Origin of the sequence: Citrobacter sp. BDA59-3, from assembly GCF_015167655.1 — a bacterium.
Classification (GTDB): domain Bacteria; phylum Pseudomonadota; class Gammaproteobacteria; order Enterobacterales; family Enterobacteriaceae; genus Phytobacter; species Phytobacter diazotrophicus.
In genome coordinates, this window is the sequence record NZ_CP063427.1 from 474171 (window position 1) to 491745 (window position 17575).

A 17575-nucleotide genomic window follows, 5' to 3' on the forward strand; every position below is an offset into this window, starting at 1 on the left:
AACAGATGCACTGGCAAACGCATACCGTTTTTAATCAACCCATCCCCCTGAATAACAGCAATCTTTTCCTTTCTGACCGAGCCCTGTATGACGCTGTTATCCGTGAAGGCGCAGCCTGGGATTCTGATTTACTGGCCAGTATCGGCCAGCAATTGGGTACGGCAGAATCGCTGGAGCTCGGCAGGCTGGCCAACGTTAATCCCCCGGAACTGCTGCGTTATGACACGACGGGGGCACGACTCGATGATGTACGGTTTCACCCGGCATGGCACTTACTGATGCAAGGCCTGTGCGCCAACCGTGTTCATAACCTGGCATGGGAAGAGGACGCGCGCAGTGGCTCGTTTGTTGCCCGCGCCGCGCGGTTTGTGCTCCATGCACAGGTGGAAGCCGGTTCGTTATGCCCGGTAACCATGACCTTTGCCGCCACGCCGCTATTGCAGCATTCCCTTCCAGCGCCTTTTCAGGATTGGCTCAAACCACTGATGAGCGACCGTTACGACCCGCATCTCGCGCCAGGCAACCAAAAGCGCGGTTTGCTGATTGGCATGGGGATGACGGAAAAACAGGGCGGCTCGGACGTGCTCAGTAATACCACGCGGGCGCAACGCACTGGTGACAGCTACCGGTTGGTGGGGCACAAATGGTTTTTCTCGGTGCCGCAGAGCGATGCGCATCTGGTCCTGGCGCAGGCGGAAGGCGGCCTCTCCTGCTTTTTTGTGCCGCGTTTTTTACCTGACGGACAGCGCAACGGTGTGCGGCTCGAACGTCTGAAAGACAAACTGGGTAACCGCTCAAATGCCAGCAGCGAAGCAGAATTTTGCGAGGCCAGCGGCTGGCTGGTAGGAGAAGAGGGCGACGGCGTGCGTCAAATCCTCAAAATGGGCGGTCTGACCCGTTTTGACTGTGCGTTGGGGAGCCACGGTCTGATGCGCCGGGCATTTTCCGTAGCCCTGTACCATGCTCATCAGCGTCAGGCATTCGGAAAAAATCTCGTCGACCAGCCAATGATGCGGGAAGTCCTTAGCCGGATGGCGTTGCAACTGGAAGGGCAGACGGCGTTTTTATTTCGCCTTGCCCGTGCCTGGGATGGTCGCACTAAGCCGGAAGAGACGCTTTGGGCACGGCTGTTTACCCCCGTTGCGAAATTCGCGGTCTGCAAAGCGGGTATGCCCTTTGTTGCCGAAGCCATGGAAGTGCTGGGCGGCATTGGCTATTGCGAGGAGAGCGAGCTTCCCCGGCTTTACCGGGAAATGCCGGTGAACAGTATCTGGGAGGGCTCCGGCAATATTATGTGTCTTGATGTTTTACGCGTGCTGGCTAAACAGCAGGGCATCAGTGAGTTGTTGCACGATGTGTTTGGCGCGGTCAAAGGTCAGGACAGGCATTTTGATCGTGCATGGCGTCAGTTACAGCAACAGTTGCGTAAACCTCTTGAGGCGCAAGGGCGGGAAATTACCCGGCAACTGTATCTGCTGGCGACGGGGGCGCAATTGTTGCAGTTCGCTCCCCCGTCAATAGCACAAGCCTGGTGCCGGATGATGCTGGATATACGTGGCGCGTCTGTTGTGGCTGAGCAGGTTCAAAGTGACCTGCTGCTGCGTGCCACGGGCGGTGCCGGTTAGTCCGTTTTGAGGCTGAACAGGCGGACCACCTCCGTCAGATGCGCCCCTTTTTCGCGCAGCGCGCCAGCGGTTTGCTCACTGCGCGAAACCCGTCCTGCGTTAATATGCGTGGCTTCACCAATATGCGTCATGGCGATATTGACCTGATTAATCCCTGCCGACTGCTCATGAGAGGCGTTGTTAATCTCGTTAACCAACTGGTTAATGTGGTTCATATGCGCGGTGATAGAGCCCATTGCCTGCCGGGTATTGTTGGATAACGTATGTCCCTCATGGACTTTTTTGAGCGTATCGCTGGTCAGTTCATCGATCTCTTTTACCGCATTGGCGCTGCGGGCTGCGAGCGCTCGTACTTCCTGGGCCACGACGGCAAATCCTTTACCATGTTCCCCGGCGCGAGCGGCTTCAACCGCAGCGTTAAGCGCCAGGATATTGGTCTGGAAGGCGATAGATTCAATCACATGGGTGATGTCGGCAATTCGCTGAGAGGCGGTACGAATCGCGTCCATGGTGGCAACCGCTTCTTCGACGGTTATGCCACCCTTTTGTACTTCCCGGGCGGTTTCATTCACCAGCGACTGCATCTCTTCCATATTGGCGGCATTCTGCTGTAGTGTCGCCGCAAGTTGCTCCATGCTGGCTGAGGTCTCCTCGACGCTACTGGCCTGCTTGTTAATTTGCTCGCTGATTTCAGTGCTGTCGGCGGCAAGCGCATTGGTGCCGTGGTGAATATCACTGGCAGATTTACGCACTTGTAAAACAATGGTATGCAAGCCATTGCCGATCCCGTTGATGGCATCCATGAGTTGCCCCACTTCGTCCTGACGTTTGACTTCCAGACTGGCCCGCAGATCGCCCGACGCATAGCGGCTGGCCAGGCCAATGGCATCACGAAGAGGGCGTGTCAGCCAGCGGCGGACAATCACCACAAACAGTGCGGCAAACAGCAAAGAGAGAACCAGCCCGGCTATCAGGAACTGATTGCGTAGCGTGTTGACATCATTGAGTAATGCCGCCTTGTCGACTTCGCCCACCACCGTCCAGTTCCAGCCGGGCACAGTTATCCATGAGAGCATTTGTCGATGGCCATCGGGGCGCTGCTGTTCCAGCGTACCGGTAGTCTGTTGCAGAACGGTATTCAGATCGCGCTCATCCCACTGCGGGCGTTTACCCTCCTCGCTGGGGTGGAACAGGTAATTACCGTAGTTCTTACCATTATTACGATCCAGTACGTAGAAATGGCCGCTATCACCAAGCTGGCGTCCGAGGATCTTACTGCGCATGATCTCCCATGAGTGGGTGATGTCCACGCCGACAAATAAGATGGCTATGGTATTGCCGTTGTTATCTTTTACCGGCTGGTATTGCGTGATGTAGCGCTTACCGAATAATAAGGCCAGCCCACGGTAGGTTTCGCCTTTCAACGCCGGAGCAAAAGCCGGGCTGGCTTTGTCCAGTTTCGTACCTATCGCACGATCGCCATTCTCTTTACGTAACGAGGTAGCAACGCGCACAAAGTCATCGCCACTGCGCACAAACAGCGTGGCGATAGCCCCGGTGCGGGTAAGAAAATCATCAACAATGGCATTGTTTTCATGAAGGTCACTGTCGCCCCCTTTTAGCAAGGGAACGCTAATACTGTTAATTTCACGGCGTTGCGCCTGATCGATGGTCACAGGTTGAGGCAAAAAACTGCTGAACAGACGGGTATAGCTTTCAACCTCTTCGCTCAGGCTGCTGTTAAACATTTCTACCATATCCTGAACGCCCGTGGACTGGTTATGGAGATCTTCCACCGCCAGCGTTTCCAGTTGTTGGCTGGCTTTATTGCTTAACAGAAAGGTGAAAACCAGAAAAAGCACGGCTACGCTTGTGCCCGTTAGAAGAGAAAGTTTGGTGCCGAGTCCAATGCGACTAAAAAAGGCGCTCATAAAATATCCGCTGAAAAGAATGTCAGCACCTTCAACGGCAATTATTCGATAACATTTAATGTGTCAATGTAACTAAATGTTACTAAAAAGTTTTGTTTTCGTAACTCATTGTTAACAATGAGGTAAAGAAAAAAGCCACTCTAAAAGTGGCTTTTCGGGTATATGGCATGTCAGGCATAAAGTATGGCCTGCACCCGCCAGTTATCTGCCCGTTGTTCTTCCTGCATCTGAATAATACGGTACCAGGATGCTCCCTGTTCGTCAGCCTTCAGCGCGATGACACGCTCCACATCCTGTGGACTTCCGGAAACGTTGTTGACAGAAATCAGGCCAATTTCATTCAGCCCGGTGACGCAGTCAGCGCTCGCGAACTCTGCTGGCTGCGCTGTTATGCTGGCTAAGCCTGTAGAAAGCAACAGTGAGTTTAAGGCAAGAGATCGTTTCATATCAGCTCCATTCCACGTTACCCCGATTTTTTCCAGGGCACTCCATCGCGCGAAAATTCCATACATTCCATTGTGCACAGGCAAACATAAAAGGACGCAAAGCAGTGTAAATCTTCCTTAAACCCAGACGTTTACTTAATGACGATACAACATAGCCCTTGCATACCAGCGGCCTGGAATGACCGTGTCATCCATCATCAGAATGACGTAGTAATCCGCTTTTTCAGCGGTAGCTCTGGCTTTTATTTCGTCTTCAACGTCCATAGGCGAACCCAGCACCGATACGCTAAATGCACCCATTTCATGCAGGTTTTGCGTCTGATTACGACTTATCTCCTGCGGATGATCGCTGACGGGCGGGGCGGACTGTGGTTTACCTTCCAGCACGCTACATCCACTCAAAAACAGCGCCATAACAAGGGGGAGAAACCAGCGCATCATATTTTCATGTTTCCTGATAGCCATAGTGTAGTTCCATAATAAACAGGCAAGAGGGGAATGTTCCCAATTTTGCTATTGCCAACATAAGTTTCGAATGAAAATGCGATCGGCGCAGCATCTTTATCACAATGCTAACACTTGATATGCGAACGTTGACTTGCACCTTCGAAGGCGTGATGGCATACCAGCACTATAGATCAAGGAGAGGCTAATGATAGAACTCGATGTACGGCATTTTGCCGGGATTGAAGCATTACACGCGTTCCCGGCGGGAAAAGAGGCACAGCCATTACCCTGTATTGTTTTTTACCACGGATTTACCTCCTCCAAGCTGGTTTATAGCTATTTTGCCGTGGCGCTGGCTCAGGCAGGGTTTCGGGTCGTTATGCCTGACGCGCCGGAGCATGGAGCCCGGTTTGACGGTGATGAAACGCGGCGGCTACAGCGTTTCTGGCAAATTTTGCAGGGTAATTTTACGGAGTTTGCGGCGCTGAAAGCGGCACTGTATCAGCAGGGATTGATCGACAATCAGAGGCTGGGCGTAGGGGGCGCATCGATGGGCGGCATGACGGCGCTCGGTATTATGACGCAGTTTCCGGAGGTCCGAAGCGTTGCCTGCCTGATGGGTTCTGGCTATTTCTCCACCCTGGCGAATTCCCTTTTTCCTCCGCTGGAGGTGACAACACCGGAAGAGCAGGCGGCGTTTGATGCGATTGTCGCGCCGTTAGCAAAATGGGATATCAGCGGGCAATTAGCACAGCTTGCCAACCGTCCACTTTTTCTCTGGCATGGGGAGGAGGACGATGTGGTACCCGCAGCCGAAACATTACGTCTGCAGCAGGCGTTGGCAGCTGCACGTCTGGACGAGCAGTTAACCTGCCTGTGGGAAGCAGGCGTAAAACATCGCATAACACCCACCGCCCTGACGGCCACCGTCCGCTTTTTCACCGAGCATCTTTAACTACACGCGCATCACTTTAACTCCCTGATCCTCAAGTTTTTTGAGGATTTCGGGGTTGGCCTGTTTTCCGGTGATCACCAAATCGATTTGATCGGCGTTACTGAACAGCATACCCGCACGCTCACCGACTTTGCTGCTATCTACCAGAACGACCAGTTTTCCCACCATGTTCAGCATTTTCTGTTCGGCCATGGCCGTCAGCATGTCGGTTTTATAAAGACCTTCTGCCGTCAGCCCTTTGCCGCTGGTAAACATCCAGTGACCGGCATAGAGGCTATTTTCACTGCTTTGCGGGCTCAGGGTGATGGACTGCGTCTTGTTGTACTGTCCGCCCATAATGACCACGCTTTCGTGTTCTTGTTCGATGAGGTAATTGGCGAGCGGTAGGTAGTTAGTGATGATTTGTACCGGTTTACCGCAGATTTCACGGCCCAACAGGAAGGCAGTTGATCCACAGTTGATCACTACGCTTTCACCAGCGCTAACGAGCTGTGATGCGGCTCTGGCGATACGTACTTTTTCATCGTGGTGCAGTGCCTCATGGATATTCATCGGCGACCAGCGCGGACGCTGCTGGCTGATGGCTTCGGCGCCGTTACGCACCTTCTTAAGTTTGCCACTTTCATCCAGCTTGTTGATATCGCGACGTGCGGTTGCAGGAGATACGCCCAGGCTGGCGATCACTTCTTCAACCGTAATAAAGCCCGTCTGCGACAGTTGATCCAGCAGTATTTGATGTCGTTGCGCTTCCGTCATGAGCTATTCCGATGATTAATGATGTGAAAAGATGATATTTGAAATAGCCTGAAATTACTAAAGATAAGTGCGCGATACTGATGATAAAAGCGGGTACAACGGCACCCGCTCCAGCTTTTAGAGGAAGGACTTAAACGGTAAATCGGGCTCGATAGTAAAGCAATCATCAAAACCACGTGGGTAGTGATACTCGAAATTATCTTTATCCACAGGCCAGGTAAATTTCCCGCCCACCTGCCAGATATAAGGCTTAAAGCCATACTGTAAGCGGTCTTTTTTCATGTTCCACAGAACACGAATCTCTTGTGGATCGGCCTGAAAATTAGACCAGATATCGTGGTGGAATGGGATCACGACTTTTGTATTTAGCGCTTCCGCCATACGCAGTATGTCGGCGCTGGTCATTTTGTCGGTAATGCCGCGCGGGTTCTCGCCGTAAGAACCCAATGCCACATCAATTTGGTACTTGTTGCCATGTTTCGCATAGTAGTTGGAATAGTGCGAGTCACCGCTGTGGTATAGCGTACCGCCGGGAGTTTTAAAGAGGTAGTTAACTGCACGCTGATCCATGCCGTCAGGCAGTACGCCAGCCGCTTTTTGCTCTGCAGGCAGGGTAATTAACGCGGTGCGATCGAACGCATCAAGTGCATGAATTTCAATGTCTTTTACGCGAACGACATCACCCGGTTTGACGACGATACAGCGTGACTTTGGTACACCCCAGCCAATCCATAAATCGACGCAGGTCTGTGGGCCGATGAAGGGGACATCACCGGCACAGTTTTTCATGACAGCAGCGGCGACGTTTACATCAATATGATCATTGTGATCGTGAGTGGCGAGGATGGCATCGACCTGACGAATAGCGAACGGATCCAGCACGAACGGCGTGGTGCGCAGGTTTGGCTGCAGTTTTTCAACACCTGCCATGCGCTGCATCTGATGCCCTTTTTTCATCAATGGGTTACCGTGGCTCTGCTTGCCCGTACCGCACCAGAAATCGACGCACACATTGGTACCTCCTTCTGATTTCAGCCAGATACCGGTACAGCCCAGCCACCACATAGCAAAGGTGCCGGGAGCGACACGTTCCTGCTCAATTTCCTCATTAAGCCAGCTTCCCCACTCGGGAAAAGTGCTCAGAATCCATGATTCCCGGGTAATGGTTTCAATCTTACTCATGGTGTCGCTCCTTACCTGTTTAATCAAAATAAATCATATTGTGATAACTTGTGATTTATATTTTCACAGTTTCATCATGATCGCAACAGGGTTTGGCGTGTTAAATCGCATTGTGATTGTGTTGCTACGATACGCTTTGCATGCTGATTTCTTTGCTATTTTTATTAACTATATGAATTTAATAAATTGTTTTGCGGCTTCTTGTACTGGATATGTATGTGTAATGAGAATGGGGAAATAAATTGCGTGATGCATCACAATTAATCAAAAACAATCTTTTTGTGATTATTTATGATTGGTAGAGTGTTTTCACCTTGTGCTGCGTTGCACAAATGCAGCCATTTTCTTACTGGAGCGAGTTATGGAGATTCTCTACAACGTCTTCACTGTCTTTTTTAATCAGGTGATGACCAATGCCCCGTTGCTGCTGGGGATCGTGACCTGTATTGGCTATATCCTGTTGAGAAAAAGTGTCAGCGTTATCGTTAAAGGCACGATCAAAACGATCATCGGCTTTATGTTGCTGCAGGCGGGGTCGGGGATCCTGACCAGCACGTTTAAACCGGTGGTTGCCAAAATGTCTGACGTATACGGCATCAACGGTGCGATTTCTGACACCTACGCGTCAATGATGGCGACCATTGAACGTATGGGCGACGCGTACAGTTGGGTGGGTTATGCGGTACTGCTGGCCCTGGCGCTAAACATTACTTACGTCCTGCTGCGGCGTATTACTGGCATTCGCACCATCATGCTGACCGGGCATATCATGTTCCAGCAGGCCGGTCTGATTGCGGTGTTCTTCTTTATTCTCGGTTACTCCATGTGGACCACCATTATCTGTGCCGCCGTGCTGGTTTCACTCTATTGGGGCATTACCTCCAATATGATGTACAAACCAACACAGGAAGTGACAGATAATTGCGGTTTCTCTATCGGTCACCAGCAGCAGTTCGCCTCCTGGATCGCTTACAAAATCGCGCCGTACCTTGGGAAAAAAGAGGAAAGCGTTGAAGATCTGAAACTGCCGGGCTGGCTGAATATCTTCCATGACAACATCGTCTCTACCGCCATTGTCATGACGGTTTTCTTCGGCGCGATTCTGCTCTCTTTTGGCCTTGATACCGTTCAGGCGATGGCGGGGAAAACTCACTGGACGGTCTATATCCTGCAAACCGGCTTCCAGTTTGCAGTGGCGATTTTCATTATCGTCCAGGGCGTGCGTATGTTTGTCGCCGAGCTTTCCGAAGCCTTCAACGGTATTTCTCAGCGCTTGATTCCGGGGGCTGTGCTGGCGATTGACTGTGCGGCGATTTATAGCTTCGCGCCGAACGCGGTGGTCTGGGGCTTTATGTGGGGGACTATCGGCCAGTTGATTGCGGTCGGCATCCTGATTGCCTGCGGCTCCTCCATTCTCATCATTCCTGGCTTTATCCCGATGTTTTTCTCCAACGCCACCATTGGCGTCTTTGCCAACCACTTCGGCGGCTGGCGTGCCGCCATCAAGATTTGCCTGGTGATGGGCATGATCGAAATTTTTGGCTGTGTCTGGGCGGTAAAACTGACGGGAATGAGCGCATGGATGGGAATGGCTGACTGGTCCATCCTGGCACCGCCAATGATGCAAGGCTTTGCCTCCGTGGGGATCGCGTTTATGGCTGTGATGATTTTGATTGCGCTGGCTTACATGTTCTTTGCCGGTCGCGCCCTGCGTGCTGAGGAAGACGCGGAAAAACAACTGACAGAACACTCTGTTTAAAAAGGAGTTTGATTATGACCGTACGTATTCTGGCTGTGTGTGGTTGTGGGCAAGGTAGTTCCATGATCATGAAAATGAAAGTTGACCAGTTTTTGACGCAACAAAAGGTCGACCATACGGTGAACAGCTGCGCGGTGGGGGAATACAAAAGTGAGCTGAGCGGGGCGGACATCATCATTGCTTCTACCCATGTCGCCAGTGAAATCGAAGTCTCCGGTAATAAATACGTGGTCGGGGTACGCAATATGCTCTCTGCCGCTGATTTTGGTCCGAAGCTAATGGAAGTCATCAACGCCCATTTTGCACAGGATGTGAAATAAGGACTCACTATGAAATTACGTGACTCGCTGGCGGAGAACAATGCGATTCGCTTGCAGGCAGAGGCCAGTACGTGGCAGGAGGCGGTGAAGCTTGGCGTGGATCTGCTGGTAGGGGCTGAGGTTGTTGAACCGCGTTACTACCAGGCCATTCTGGACGGTGTGGAACGGTTTGGACCGTACTTCGTGATTGCCCCGGGGCTTGCCATGCCCCATGGCCGCCCGGAAGAAGGGGTGAAGAAAAATGGCTTTGCGCTGGTGACCCTCAAAACACCGCTGGTTTTTAATCACGAGGACAACGACCCGGTCGACATCCTTATCACTCTGGCGGCAGTGGATGCGCGTACGCATCAGGAAGACGGCATCATGCAAATCGTCAACCTGTTTGAAGATGAAGCGAATTTTGACCGTTTACGCGCCTGTCGCACGGCGCAGCAGGTACTGGATTTAATTGATAGCGCCACGGCGGCGTCTGTATAAGGAGCAAAAAAACATGTCTGATTTACCGATGTTGCAGGTAGCCCTGGATAACCAGACGCTGTCACACGCTTATGCAACCACCCGCTTAATTGCCGAAGAAGTGGATATTATTGAGGTTGGGACCATTTTATGTGTTGGCGAGGGCGTTCGGGCTGTTCGCGATCTTAAGGCGCTGTATCCTCACAAAATCGTACTGGCCGACGCCAAAATTGCCGATGCCGGGAAAATCCTTTCAAGAATGTGCTTTGAAGCCAATGCCGACTGGGTGACCGTAATCTGTTGCGCCGATATTAACACCGCGAAAGGCGCGCTGGATGTAGCGAAAGAGTTTAACGGCGACGTGCAGATTGAACTGACCGGTTACTGGACGTGGCAACAGGCGCAGCAGTGGCGCGATGCAGGCATTCAACAAGTCGTTTATCACCGCAGCCGTGATGCGCAGGCGGCAGGGGTCGCATGGGGTGAGGCGGATATCAGCGCGGTGAAAAAACTGGCCGAAATGGGCTTTAAGGTGACGGTTACCGGCGGACTGGCGCTGGAGGATTTGCCGCTGTTCAAGGGCATTCCCATTCACGTCTTTATTGCCGGGCGCAGTATCCGCGACGCCGCAGATCCGGTTGAAGCGGCGCGTCAGTTCAAGCGCTCAATTGCTCAGTTGTGGGGCTAAGGAGCGGGTATGTTGTCAAAACAGATCCCGCTGGGTATCTACGAAAAAGCACTCCCTGCCGGGGAGTGCTGGCTGGAACGGTTGCGACTGGCGAAAACGCTGGGTTTTGATTTTGTCGAAATGTCGGTAGATGAAACGGATACCCGTCTGGCCCGCCTCGACTGGAACCCTGAGCAGCGTCTGGCACTGGTAGCTGCGATAGCGGAAACAGGCGTTCGCGTTCCTTCAATGTGTCTGAGCGCGCACCGGCGTTTTCCGCTGGGCAGCGAAGATGACGCGGTACGTAACCAGGGGCTGGAGATCATGCGCAAGGCTATCCGGTTTGCGCAGGATACCGGTATCCGGGTGATTCAACTCGCTGGTTATGACGTTTACTACCAGCAGGCGAATGATGAGACGCGCCGCCGCTTTCGTGACGGACTCAAAGAGAGCGTGGAAATGGCCAGCCGCGCACAGGTAACCCTGGCGATGGAAATTATGGATTACCCGCTGATGAATTCGATCAGCAAAGCGCTGGGGTACGCGCACTACCTTAATAACCCATGGTTTCAGCTCTACCCGGATATCGGCAATCTTTCAGCCTGGGATAACGACGTGCAGATGGAACTGCTGGCGGGCGTCGGCCATATCGTGGCGGTTCATGTCAAAGACACGCGCCCCGGCGTTTTTAAAAACGTCCCCTTTGGCACCGGCGTAGTGGATTTTGAACGCTGTTTCGCCACGCTCAAAGAGAGCGGCTACTGTGGTCCGTACTTGATCGAGATGTGGAGCGAGACGGCAGAAGATCCGGCGGCAGAGGTGCTAAAAGCGCGCGACTGGGTGAAAGCGCGTATGGCAAACGCGGGTTTGGTGGAGGCGGCATAATGCAAGAGCTTAAGCAGCAGGTGTTTGACGCCAATATGGATTTGCCGCGCTATGAATTAGTGACCTTTACCTGGGGAAATGTCAGCGCTATTGATCGTGAACGCGGGCTGGTGGTGATTAAACCCAGCGGTATTGCCTACGAGAACATGAAACCAGATGACATGGTCGTGGTGGATTTACAGGGCAACAGGGTGGAAGGGCAGTGGCGCCCGTCTTCCGATACCGCAACACACCTTGAGTTGTACCGACGCTACCCTCAGCTTGGCGGTGTTGTGCATACCCATTCCACGCATGCCACAGCCTGGGCGCAGGCGGGTCTGGCCATTCCTGCGCTTGGCACCACCCATGCAGATTATTTCTTTGGCGATATTCCCTGTACCCGTGCGCTCTCTGAAGAGGAGGTACGGGAAGAGTATGAACTCAACACTGGTAAGGTGATTGTCGAGACGCTGGGCAACAATAACCCATTGCATACGCCGGGAATGGTGGTCTACCAACACGGTCCGTTTGCATGGGGGAAAAATGCCGCCGACGCCGTTCATAATGCGGTGGTCATGGAAGAGGTTGCCCGGATGGCGTGGATTGCCCGAGGTATCAACCCGGCGTTAAAGCCGATTGATGATTATCTGATGAATAAACACTTTATGCGTAAGCACGGCCCAAATGCCTATTACGGGCAGTGACTAGAGTTCCGGCCAGGCGCAGCACCGCAGGAGTTTCCCCGGCATCAGCTATGCTTCGTGCGGACTATTAGAAAATTATGCTCCGGAATGTGTACGCCTTCGGGATGTTACTGGTCTGATTCCGGAGCCTTTTTATGCCTGACGATAGGCTGACGGTATGCAGCGCATCCCTGCTAGCGTAATCAGGCAGATCACGGCACCTGCATAAAATGTTGATGCTGCGCCCAGGGTTTCCCACAAAATACCGGCCCCGGCGCTGGCCAACAGCAGAGCGATGCCGCTCATGAGGTTAAACATGCCAAACGCGGTGCCGCGCAGTTCTGCTGGCGCGGTATGGGCGATCATCGCCGCCAGCAGGCCCTGGGTCATTCCCATATGGATACCCCACAGGGCAACGCCGAGCAGTAACGTGCTCCAGTGGTGGCTTAACGCCAGTACCAGATCGGCGACAATCAGCACCAGCAGGCCTGCCTGCAGCATTTTACTGTGGCTCATGCCGTCGGACAGTTTACCAAAGGGGTAGGCCATCAGACCGTACACCAGGTTCATTGCGACCATTACCAGCGGAATGGCAAACAGTGGAATCTCCATCTGCTGTGCGCGTAGTACCAGAAAGGCTTCACTAAAACGGGCGAGGGTAAAGGCGCTGCCCAGTCCAACGACCCACCAGTAAGCGCTACTGAGTTTTTTCAGGTTCTCACGGGTGAGCGGGTTGGTGCGCTTTTTGATAATGGGCGTTTTGGGTTCATCAAGCCCGAAATAGAGCAGAGCGATAGCCAGTGTGCCTGGGAGCACTGCCACCCAGAAGATGGACTGGAAATCATTGTCCCACAGAAACATCAGCGCCACGGCCAGCAGCGGACCAAGGAAAGCACCGATTGTGTCCAGCGACTGGCGCAGGCCAAATGCGGCACCGCGAATGTCGGGGGGCGTCACATCGGCAACCAGCGCGTCGCGAGGTGCCCCACGGATCCCCTTGCCAACGCGGTCAATCATTCGCGCGCCGAATACCAGGCCGGAGGAGGAAGCCAGGGCAAACAGCGGTTTGCTAAGCGCACCCATGCCATATCCCAGCAGGGCTAGTCCTTTGCGTTTACCCAGATAGTCGCTGAGTACGCCGGAAAACACTTTAATGATAAGCGCAGTTGCCTCTGCCATCCCTTCGATCAGGCCAATGACAATGACGCTGGCACCTAATGTGGTCGCCATAAAGAGAGGTAACAGGCTGTGGATCATCTCGGACGAGACATCCATTAACAGACTTACGCCGCCGAGCACCCAAACGCCTTGCGGGATACGGCCCAGGGTTGCAAAACGCACAAACACGATATCGCTCCGGATAATCAGGTTATTAAGATGCTATTAGATCAGCGGCCTGCGGTTTTGATAAGCATACTGTACAAATAATTATCATTTAATGATGTGCAAAAAAAAGCCCTCATGGAAGAGGGCGATTAATAATGGCAAGGGTAACTGGTCTGTGTGTACTAGCGATAAATGTCAGCGCTGGCGTGAATAAGGCCATTGCTGCCCGGCTCCCGAAGTAAGACCGGGTGATAATACTTCGCACCCTTCGCGTCAGTTTCGACTTTGAGTGCTTGATCCGCTTCGCTTTCAGTGGCGATGTTATGATTAATGTAGATAACGCCTAAGCTCTGCACATCATCCATGTTTTTGGCTTGCCGCCCGTCAATTTTGATGGCTGCCGCCGCATTGGCGCTAAGGAGTAGCGCTGTGAGTAAGATTGCGATGTTTTTCATAATATTGTGCTCCATTACTGCTTATGTTGTGACCTTCAGAACATCTTTCCTCCCGTGTCATTGGGGTGTATTTAAAGTTTACGCTTTCCCGCCAGAACGTATCGCGACCATTTCTGATGCTGTCGTTCAAAAAATTGCCGTATCCATTTTGTCTAATTCTAATCCCGCTCTGTGAAGCGGCTTTGCGCTTAGTGCGAATTATTTGTGCAATCAGCTTGAGTTTGGGGGGCGAGATAAGTATTATGACGCGTCAATTTTTCAGCCGCCCTTTAATCACGTTCCTTGCCTCCATGGGCCGCGGCTGACCCAGACAGGAGGCTGAATAATCCGTAAGGAGCAATTCGATGCGTCATTACGAAATCGTTTTTATGGTCCATCCTGACCAGAGCGAACAGGTTCCGGGCATGATCGAACGTTACACTGGTGCAATCACTGCAGCAGAAGGTACGATCCACCGTCTGGAAGACTGGGGCCGCCGTCAGCTGGCTTACCCGATCAACAAACTGCACAAAGCACACTACGTTCTGCTGAACGTTGAAGCTCCGCAGGAAGTTATCGATGAGCTGGAAACAAACTTCCGCTTCAACGATGCCGTTATCCGTAGCATGGTAATGCGTACTAAACACGCTGTTACCGAAGCATCTCCGATGGTTAAAGCGAAAGACGAGCGCCGTGAGCGTCGCGATGATTTCGCAAACGAAACCGCAGATGATGCAGATGCTGGGGATTCTGAAGAGTAATTTCTGATGACCAACCGTCTGGTGTTGTCCGGCACCGTGTGCAGGACCCCCCTTCGAAAGGTCAGCCCATCAGGAATTCCTCACTGCCAGTTCGTGCTTGAGCACCGTTCTGTGCAGGAGGAAGCCGGGTTTCACCGGCAGGCGTGGTGCCAAATGCCCGTTATCATTAGCGGACACGAAAACCAGGCCATTACTCACAGTATAACGGTCGGTAGCGCAGTAACCGTTCAGGGGTTCATCTCTTGCCACAAGGCAAAGAACGGTCTGACTAAAATGGTTCTGCATGCCGAGCAGATTGAATTGATAGATTCTGGAGACTAGCCATATGGCACGTTATTTCCGTCGTCGCAAGTTCTGCCGTTTCACCGCGGAAGGCGTTCAAGAGATCGACTATAAAGATATCGCTACGCTGAAAAACTACATCACCGAAAGCGGTAAGATTGTCCCAAGCCGTATCACCGGTACTCGTGCAAAATACCAGCGTCAGCTGGCTCGCGCTATCAAACGCGCTCGCTACCTGTCTCTGCTGCCGTACACTGATCGTCATCAGTAATCGGGCACGGTCCATTAATACGACTTTAAGAGGATAAGGTAATGCAAGTTATTCTGCTTGATAAAGTAGCAAACCTGGGCAGCCTGGGTGATCAGGTAAACGTTAAAGCGGGCTACGCTCGTAACTTCCTGGTTCCACAGGGTAAAGCTGTTCCGGCTACCAAGAAAAACGTTGAGTTTTTCGAAGCTCGTCGCGCTGAACTGGAAGCCAAACTGGCTGACGTTCTGGCGGCTGCTAACGCTCGCGCTGAAGCAATCAACGCACTGGGCACTGTAACCATCGCTTCCAAATCTGGCGACGAAGGTAAACTGTTCGGTTCCATCGGTACCCGCGACATCGCTGACGCTGTAACTGCAGCTGGCGTTGAAGTGGCTAAGAGCGAAGTTCGTCTGCCGAACGGCGTTCTGCGTACCACTGGTGAGCACGAAGTGGACTTCCAGGTTCACAGCGAAGTATTCGCTAAACTGATCGTTAACGTTGTTGCTGAGTAATTAGCTTCTGACGTTGCGTAAAAACGCCGGCCTTGTGCCGGCGTTTTGCTTTTTATCCCTCTGGTTTTTCCTTTTTATCCCTTCGAGCTCACAACCTGATCTCTGTTTTCGCATATCTGTTTCCATTTCCTGGCTATTCCGCAATAATTAAAAAATAAAACGTTATTTTAAATTGGTGAATGTATGGAAACGATACACCAGCCGCCGCTCTTTGCCCGTAAAAATGCGGCGTATGCAGGAGCAGCATTCTGTTGTTTATTATGGGGAAGCGCCTACCCGGCGATTAAAAGCGGTTATGAGATTTTCCAGATTGACGTGGATGATATCCCTTCGAAAATCGTCTTTGCTGGCTATCGCTTCTTCTTCGCAGGGCTACTGTTATTACTGCTTGCGCTGGCGCAGCGCCGCCGCCCGCTGGCTCGCCTCTCTTTCCATCAGTGTGGCCAACTGGCACTGCTCGGGGTCACGCAAACCTCACTCCAGTACGTCTTCTTCTATATTGGTCTGGCCTTCACCACTGGGGTAAAAGGTTCAATTATGAATGCGACAGGCACCTTCTTTAGCGTGCTGCTGGCCCACTTTATCTACCAGAATGACAAACTGAGCTATAACAAAACCCTTGGCTGCGTTCTGGGGTTTGCTGGCGTCATGGTGGTTAACCTCAATAGTGGCCTGATGGAGTTCAGCTTTAGCCTGATGGGGGATGGCTTTGTGGTTCTGGCGGCGTTTATTCTCTCGGCATCGACGCTATATGGTAAGCGGATCTCGCAAACGGTCGATCCGTTGGTAATGACGGGTTATCAACTGGGGTTTGGTGGCGTCGTGCTCGCGGTCGGCGGATATGTTTTTGGCGGCGAGCTTACCGTGCATGGCCCTTCCTCGGTGGCGATTCTTGGCTACCTGACGCTGCTCTCCTCGGTTGCGTTTGCGCTGTGGAGCATTCTGCTCAAGTACAATCGGGTGGGGATGATTGCGCCGTTTAACTTCTTAATCCCGGTCTCAGGTGCGTTATTGTCGGCTATTTTTCTGGGCGAGAATATTATCGAACTCAAATACGCGATTGCGTTGATGCTGGTGTGCTCCGGCATCTGGTGGGTGAACAAGGTCTCCCGAAAAGCCGATTAACTTCTGGCCGGGTAGCGTTATTGCTCACCCGGCCAGGAGGCTTATCGTGCCCGGATAAAACTACCGTCCTGCTGGCGAGTGAACAAGACAGACTGGCCGCTGCCATTTTCAATCGTCAACCCGGTTACTACGCCATTCGCGTTCTGACGAATTTTCACCATCTGGCCGCTTTGCAGGGTGCTGAGCGGTTTGCCTTCGCCTTCTACTTTTGCCATGGCATAGACATCGGTTGGCGGCAAATTGTGGTCACGGAAAACCTGGGCCAGCGTTTTGCCCTGTTCGACACGGTAGGTGCGCCACTGCTGCTCAATACCGCCAGCGGAAGAGGCTGCAGGGGCAGAGTGTTCGGCGACCGGACGCTCCTGTTGTATCGGCTCCTGCACGGCCTGCGGCTCCTCGTTAAGGACAGGAGCAGGTTGCTGGTTTTGCACCGGCTGTGACGTCACCAGCGGTTGTGAAGGCTGCGATTGTGTCTGCGGCTGGGATTGTGACTGAAGATTCAGTTGGGCTTCGCGCCCGACAGAGGCGGGAGGCGTCACCGTCTCTTTCGGGGTGGGCAGCAGGAAACCGATAATAACCAACAACGCCGCAAGGATCAGCCCACGACGGTGCATCGGCGGAAGCGGGTCCAGAATGCGAAAATGATCCGGGGCGTGCCAGATTTTCGCCAGGGTAGGTTTCAGTTCAAATCGCCCGGGCATGGCTTTCCTCCTGCTCCGCGTCATTATTTATCCTGTCTCGTTGAGTATAGATGGCTAACTACCTGATTGGCTGTGTGATGCATTGTCTCGTGA

The 17575-nt window shown here is 52.6% G+C and carries 21 protein-coding genes; 13 read left to right on the forward strand and 8 right to left on the reverse strand.

What is annotated here, in order from left to right:
• Positions 1-5: 5 nt before the first annotated feature.
• Positions 6-1625, forward strand: coding sequence for an isovaleryl-CoA dehydrogenase (locus IP582_RS02230; RefSeq protein WP_193794954.1), 1620 nt, complete (start codon positions 6-8; stop codon positions 1623-1625).
• Here the strand turns inward: IP582_RS02230 and IP582_RS02235 are convergent.
• The 3 genes from IP582_RS02235 to bsmA form a co-directional block, all read right to left on the reverse strand.
• Positions 1622-3556 (reverse strand): methyl-accepting chemotaxis protein, encoded by a 1935-nt coding sequence (locus IP582_RS02235; RefSeq protein ID WP_193794955.1) that lies wholly within the window; start codon positions 3554-3556, stop codon positions 1622-1624. The genes IP582_RS02230 and IP582_RS02235 overlap by 4 nt on opposite strands.
• A 170-nt stretch (positions 3557-3726) precedes the next feature.
• Entirely contained in the window at positions 3727-4002 is a 276-nt protein-coding gene (yjfN, locus tag IP582_RS02240) for a DUF1471 family protease activator YjfN (protein ID WP_039077798.1), read from the reverse strand.
• Between the two features lie 135 nt (positions 4003-4137).
• Positions 4138-4467, reverse strand: coding sequence for a biofilm peroxide resistance protein BsmA (gene bsmA, locus IP582_RS02245; RefSeq protein ID WP_193794956.1), 330 nt, complete (start codon positions 4465-4467; stop codon positions 4138-4140).
• A gap of 187 nt (positions 4468-4654) precedes the next feature.
• On the opposite strand from bsmA, the gene yjfP reads away from it, so the two are divergent.
• Positions 4655-5404, forward strand: a complete 750-nt coding sequence (gene yjfP, locus IP582_RS02250; protein WP_039077796.1) for an esterase — start codon at positions 4655-4657, stop codon at positions 5402-5404.
• On the opposite strand, the gene ulaR is transcribed toward yjfP, so the two are convergent.
• Positions 5405-6160 carry an HTH-type transcriptional regulator UlaR gene (ulaR, locus tag IP582_RS02255; RefSeq protein WP_039077795.1) on the reverse strand — a complete coding sequence of 252 codons (756 nt, stop codon included), beginning with the start codon at positions 6158-6160 and terminating at the stop codon, positions 5405-5407.
• 117 nt (positions 6161-6277) lie between these two features.
• Positions 6278-7342, reverse strand: a complete 1065-nt coding sequence (gene ulaG / locus IP582_RS02260; RefSeq protein ID WP_193794957.1) for an L-ascorbate 6-phosphate lactonase — start codon at positions 7340-7342, stop codon at positions 6278-6280.
• Between the two features lie 361 nt (positions 7343-7703).
• Here ulaG and ulaA point away from each other — a divergent pair, with 361 nt between their 5' ends.
• Genes ulaA through IP582_RS02290 form a run of 6 tightly spaced genes read left to right on the forward strand, consistent with a single transcriptional unit; the run spans position 7704 to position 12112 of the window.
• Positions 7704-9101 (forward strand): PTS ascorbate transporter subunit IIC, encoded by a 1398-nt coding sequence (gene ulaA / locus IP582_RS02265; protein ID WP_193794958.1) that lies wholly within the window; start codon positions 7704-7706, stop codon positions 9099-9101.
• A 14-nt stretch (positions 9102-9115) separates the two neighbouring features.
• On the forward strand, positions 9116-9421 hold the full coding sequence (gene ulaB / locus IP582_RS02270; RefSeq protein WP_039077792.1) for a PTS ascorbate transporter subunit IIB: 306 nt from the start codon (positions 9116-9118) through the stop codon (positions 9419-9421).
• Positions 9422-9430: 9 nt separating this feature from the next.
• Positions 9431-9898 carry a PTS ascorbate transporter subunit IIA gene (gene ulaC / locus IP582_RS02275; RefSeq protein ID WP_079497699.1) on the forward strand — a complete coding sequence of 156 codons (468 nt, stop codon included), beginning with the start codon at positions 9431-9433 and terminating at the stop codon, positions 9896-9898.
• A 13-nt stretch (positions 9899-9911) separates the two neighbouring features.
• On the forward strand, positions 9912-10565 hold the full coding sequence (ulaD, locus tag IP582_RS02280; protein ID WP_107223536.1) for a 3-keto-L-gulonate-6-phosphate decarboxylase UlaD: 654 nt from the start codon (positions 9912-9914) through the stop codon (positions 10563-10565).
• Positions 10566-10574: 9 nt separating this feature from the next.
• Positions 10575-11429 (forward strand): L-ribulose-5-phosphate 3-epimerase, encoded by an 855-nt coding sequence (locus IP582_RS02285; protein ID WP_193794959.1) that lies wholly within the window; start codon positions 10575-10577, stop codon positions 11427-11429.
• Positions 11429-12112: an L-ribulose-5-phosphate 4-epimerase gene (locus IP582_RS02290; RefSeq protein ID WP_193794960.1), complete on the forward strand. Its 684-nt coding sequence runs from the start codon at positions 11429-11431 to the stop codon at positions 12110-12112. Before IP582_RS02285 ends, IP582_RS02290 begins: the two co-directional genes overlap by 1 nt.
• 132 nt (positions 12113-12244) lie before the next feature.
• On the opposite strand, the gene IP582_RS02295 is transcribed toward IP582_RS02290, so the two are convergent.
• Together IP582_RS02295 and yjfY are read right to left on the reverse strand one after the other, a co-directional pair.
• Positions 12245-13438: an MFS transporter gene (locus IP582_RS02295; RefSeq protein ID WP_193794961.1), complete on the reverse strand. Its 1194-nt coding sequence runs from the start codon at positions 13436-13438 to the stop codon at positions 12245-12247.
• Between the two features lie 161 nt (positions 13439-13599).
• On the reverse strand, positions 13600-13872 hold the full coding sequence (yjfY, locus tag IP582_RS02300) for a DUF1471 family protein YjfY (RefSeq protein ID WP_039077825.1): 273 nt from the start codon (positions 13870-13872) through the stop codon (positions 13600-13602).
• 344 nt (positions 13873-14216) lie between these two features.
• Here yjfY and rpsF point away from each other — a divergent pair, with 344 nt between their 5' ends.
• From rpsF to IP582_RS02325, 5 genes are all read left to right on the forward strand, one after another.
• Positions 14217-14612, forward strand: a complete 396-nt coding sequence (gene rpsF / locus IP582_RS02305) for a 30S ribosomal protein S6 (protein ID WP_006686337.1) — start codon at positions 14217-14219, stop codon at positions 14610-14612.
• A 6-nt stretch (positions 14613-14618) separates the two neighbouring features.
• Entirely contained in the window at positions 14619-14933 is a 315-nt protein-coding gene (priB, locus tag IP582_RS02310) for a primosomal replication protein N (RefSeq protein WP_039077787.1), read from the forward strand.
• Between the two features lie 4 nt (positions 14934-14937).
• Positions 14938-15165, forward strand: a complete 228-nt coding sequence (rpsR, locus tag IP582_RS02315) for a 30S ribosomal protein S18 (protein WP_000135199.1) — start codon at positions 14938-14940, stop codon at positions 15163-15165.
• Positions 15166-15206: 41 nt separating this feature from the next.
• Positions 15207-15656, forward strand: coding sequence for a 50S ribosomal protein L9 (gene rplI / locus IP582_RS02320; RefSeq protein ID WP_039077786.1), 450 nt, complete (start codon positions 15207-15209; stop codon positions 15654-15656).
• Between the two features lie 183 nt (positions 15657-15839).
• The gene (locus IP582_RS02325) at positions 15840-16781 is read left to right on the forward strand and encodes a DMT family transporter (RefSeq protein WP_193794962.1); all 942 of its coding nucleotides are present in this window, start codon (positions 15840-15842) and stop codon (positions 16779-16781) included.
• 41 nt (positions 16782-16822) lie between these two features.
• Here IP582_RS02325 and IP582_RS02330 read toward each other — a convergent pair whose 3' ends face one another.
• Positions 16823-17482 carry a LysM-like peptidoglycan-binding domain-containing protein gene (locus tag IP582_RS02330; protein ID WP_193794963.1) on the reverse strand — a complete coding sequence of 220 codons (660 nt, stop codon included), beginning with the start codon at positions 17480-17482 and terminating at the stop codon, positions 16823-16825.
• Between the last annotated feature and the right edge of the window lie 93 nt (positions 17483-17575).

Bases quoted from the DNA above. Each gene is read 5' to 3' on its own strand.
- IP582_RS02235 (WP_193794955.1), bottom strand. From the start codon at position 3,556: ATGAGCGCCTTTTTTAGTCGCATTGGACTCGGCACCAAACTTTCTCTT.
- bsmA (WP_193794956.1), bottom strand. From the start codon at position 4,467: ATGGCTATCAGGAAACATGAAAATATGATGCGCTGGTTTCTCCCCCTT.
- IP582_RS02330 (WP_193794963.1), bottom strand. From the start codon at position 17,482: ATGCCCGGGCGATTTGAACTGAAACCTACCCTGGCGAAAATCTGGCAC.
- yjfY (WP_039077825.1), bottom strand. From the start codon at position 13,872: ATGAAAAACATCGCAATCTTACTCACAGCGCTACTCCTTAGCGCCAAT.
- priB (WP_039077787.1), top strand. From the start codon at position 14,619: ATGACCAACCGTCTGGTGTTGTCCGGCACCGTGTGCAGGACCCCCCTT.
- rpsR (WP_000135199.1), top strand. From the start codon at position 14,938: ATGGCACGTTATTTCCGTCGTCGCAAGTTCTGCCGTTTCACCGCGGAA.
- IP582_RS02325 (WP_193794962.1), top strand. From the start codon at position 15,840: ATGGAAACGATACACCAGCCGCCGCTCTTTGCCCGTAAAAATGCGGCG.
- ulaG (WP_193794957.1), bottom strand. From the start codon at position 7,342: ATGAGTAAGATTGAAACCATTACCCGGGAATCATGGATTCTGAGCACT.
- rplI (WP_039077786.1), top strand. From the start codon at position 15,207: ATGCAAGTTATTCTGCTTGATAAAGTAGCAAACCTGGGCAGCCTGGGT.
- IP582_RS02285 (WP_193794959.1), top strand. From the start codon at position 10,575: ATGTTGTCAAAACAGATCCCGCTGGGTATCTACGAAAAAGCACTCCCT.
- yjfP (WP_039077796.1), top strand. From the start codon at position 4,655: ATGATAGAACTCGATGTACGGCATTTTGCCGGGATTGAAGCATTACAC.
- ulaD (WP_107223536.1), top strand. From the start codon at position 9,912: ATGTCTGATTTACCGATGTTGCAGGTAGCCCTGGATAACCAGACGCTG.
- IP582_RS02290 (WP_193794960.1), top strand. From the start codon at position 11,429: ATGCAAGAGCTTAAGCAGCAGGTGTTTGACGCCAATATGGATTTGCCG.
- rpsF (WP_006686337.1), top strand. From the start codon at position 14,217: ATGCGTCATTACGAAATCGTTTTTATGGTCCATCCTGACCAGAGCGAA.
- yjfN (WP_039077798.1), bottom strand. From the start codon at position 4,002: ATGAAACGATCTCTTGCCTTAAACTCACTGTTGCTTTCTACAGGCTTA.
- IP582_RS02230 (WP_193794954.1), top strand. From the start codon at position 6: ATGCACTGGCAAACGCATACCGTTTTTAATCAACCCATCCCCCTGAAT.
- ulaB (WP_039077792.1), top strand. From the start codon at position 9,116: ATGACCGTACGTATTCTGGCTGTGTGTGGTTGTGGGCAAGGTAGTTCC.
- ulaA (WP_193794958.1), top strand. From the start codon at position 7,704: ATGGAGATTCTCTACAACGTCTTCACTGTCTTTTTTAATCAGGTGATG.
- ulaR (WP_039077795.1), bottom strand. From the start codon at position 6,160: ATGACGGAAGCGCAACGACATCAAATACTGCTGGATCAACTGTCGCAG.
- ulaC (WP_079497699.1), top strand. From the start codon at position 9,431: ATGAAATTACGTGACTCGCTGGCGGAGAACAATGCGATTCGCTTGCAG.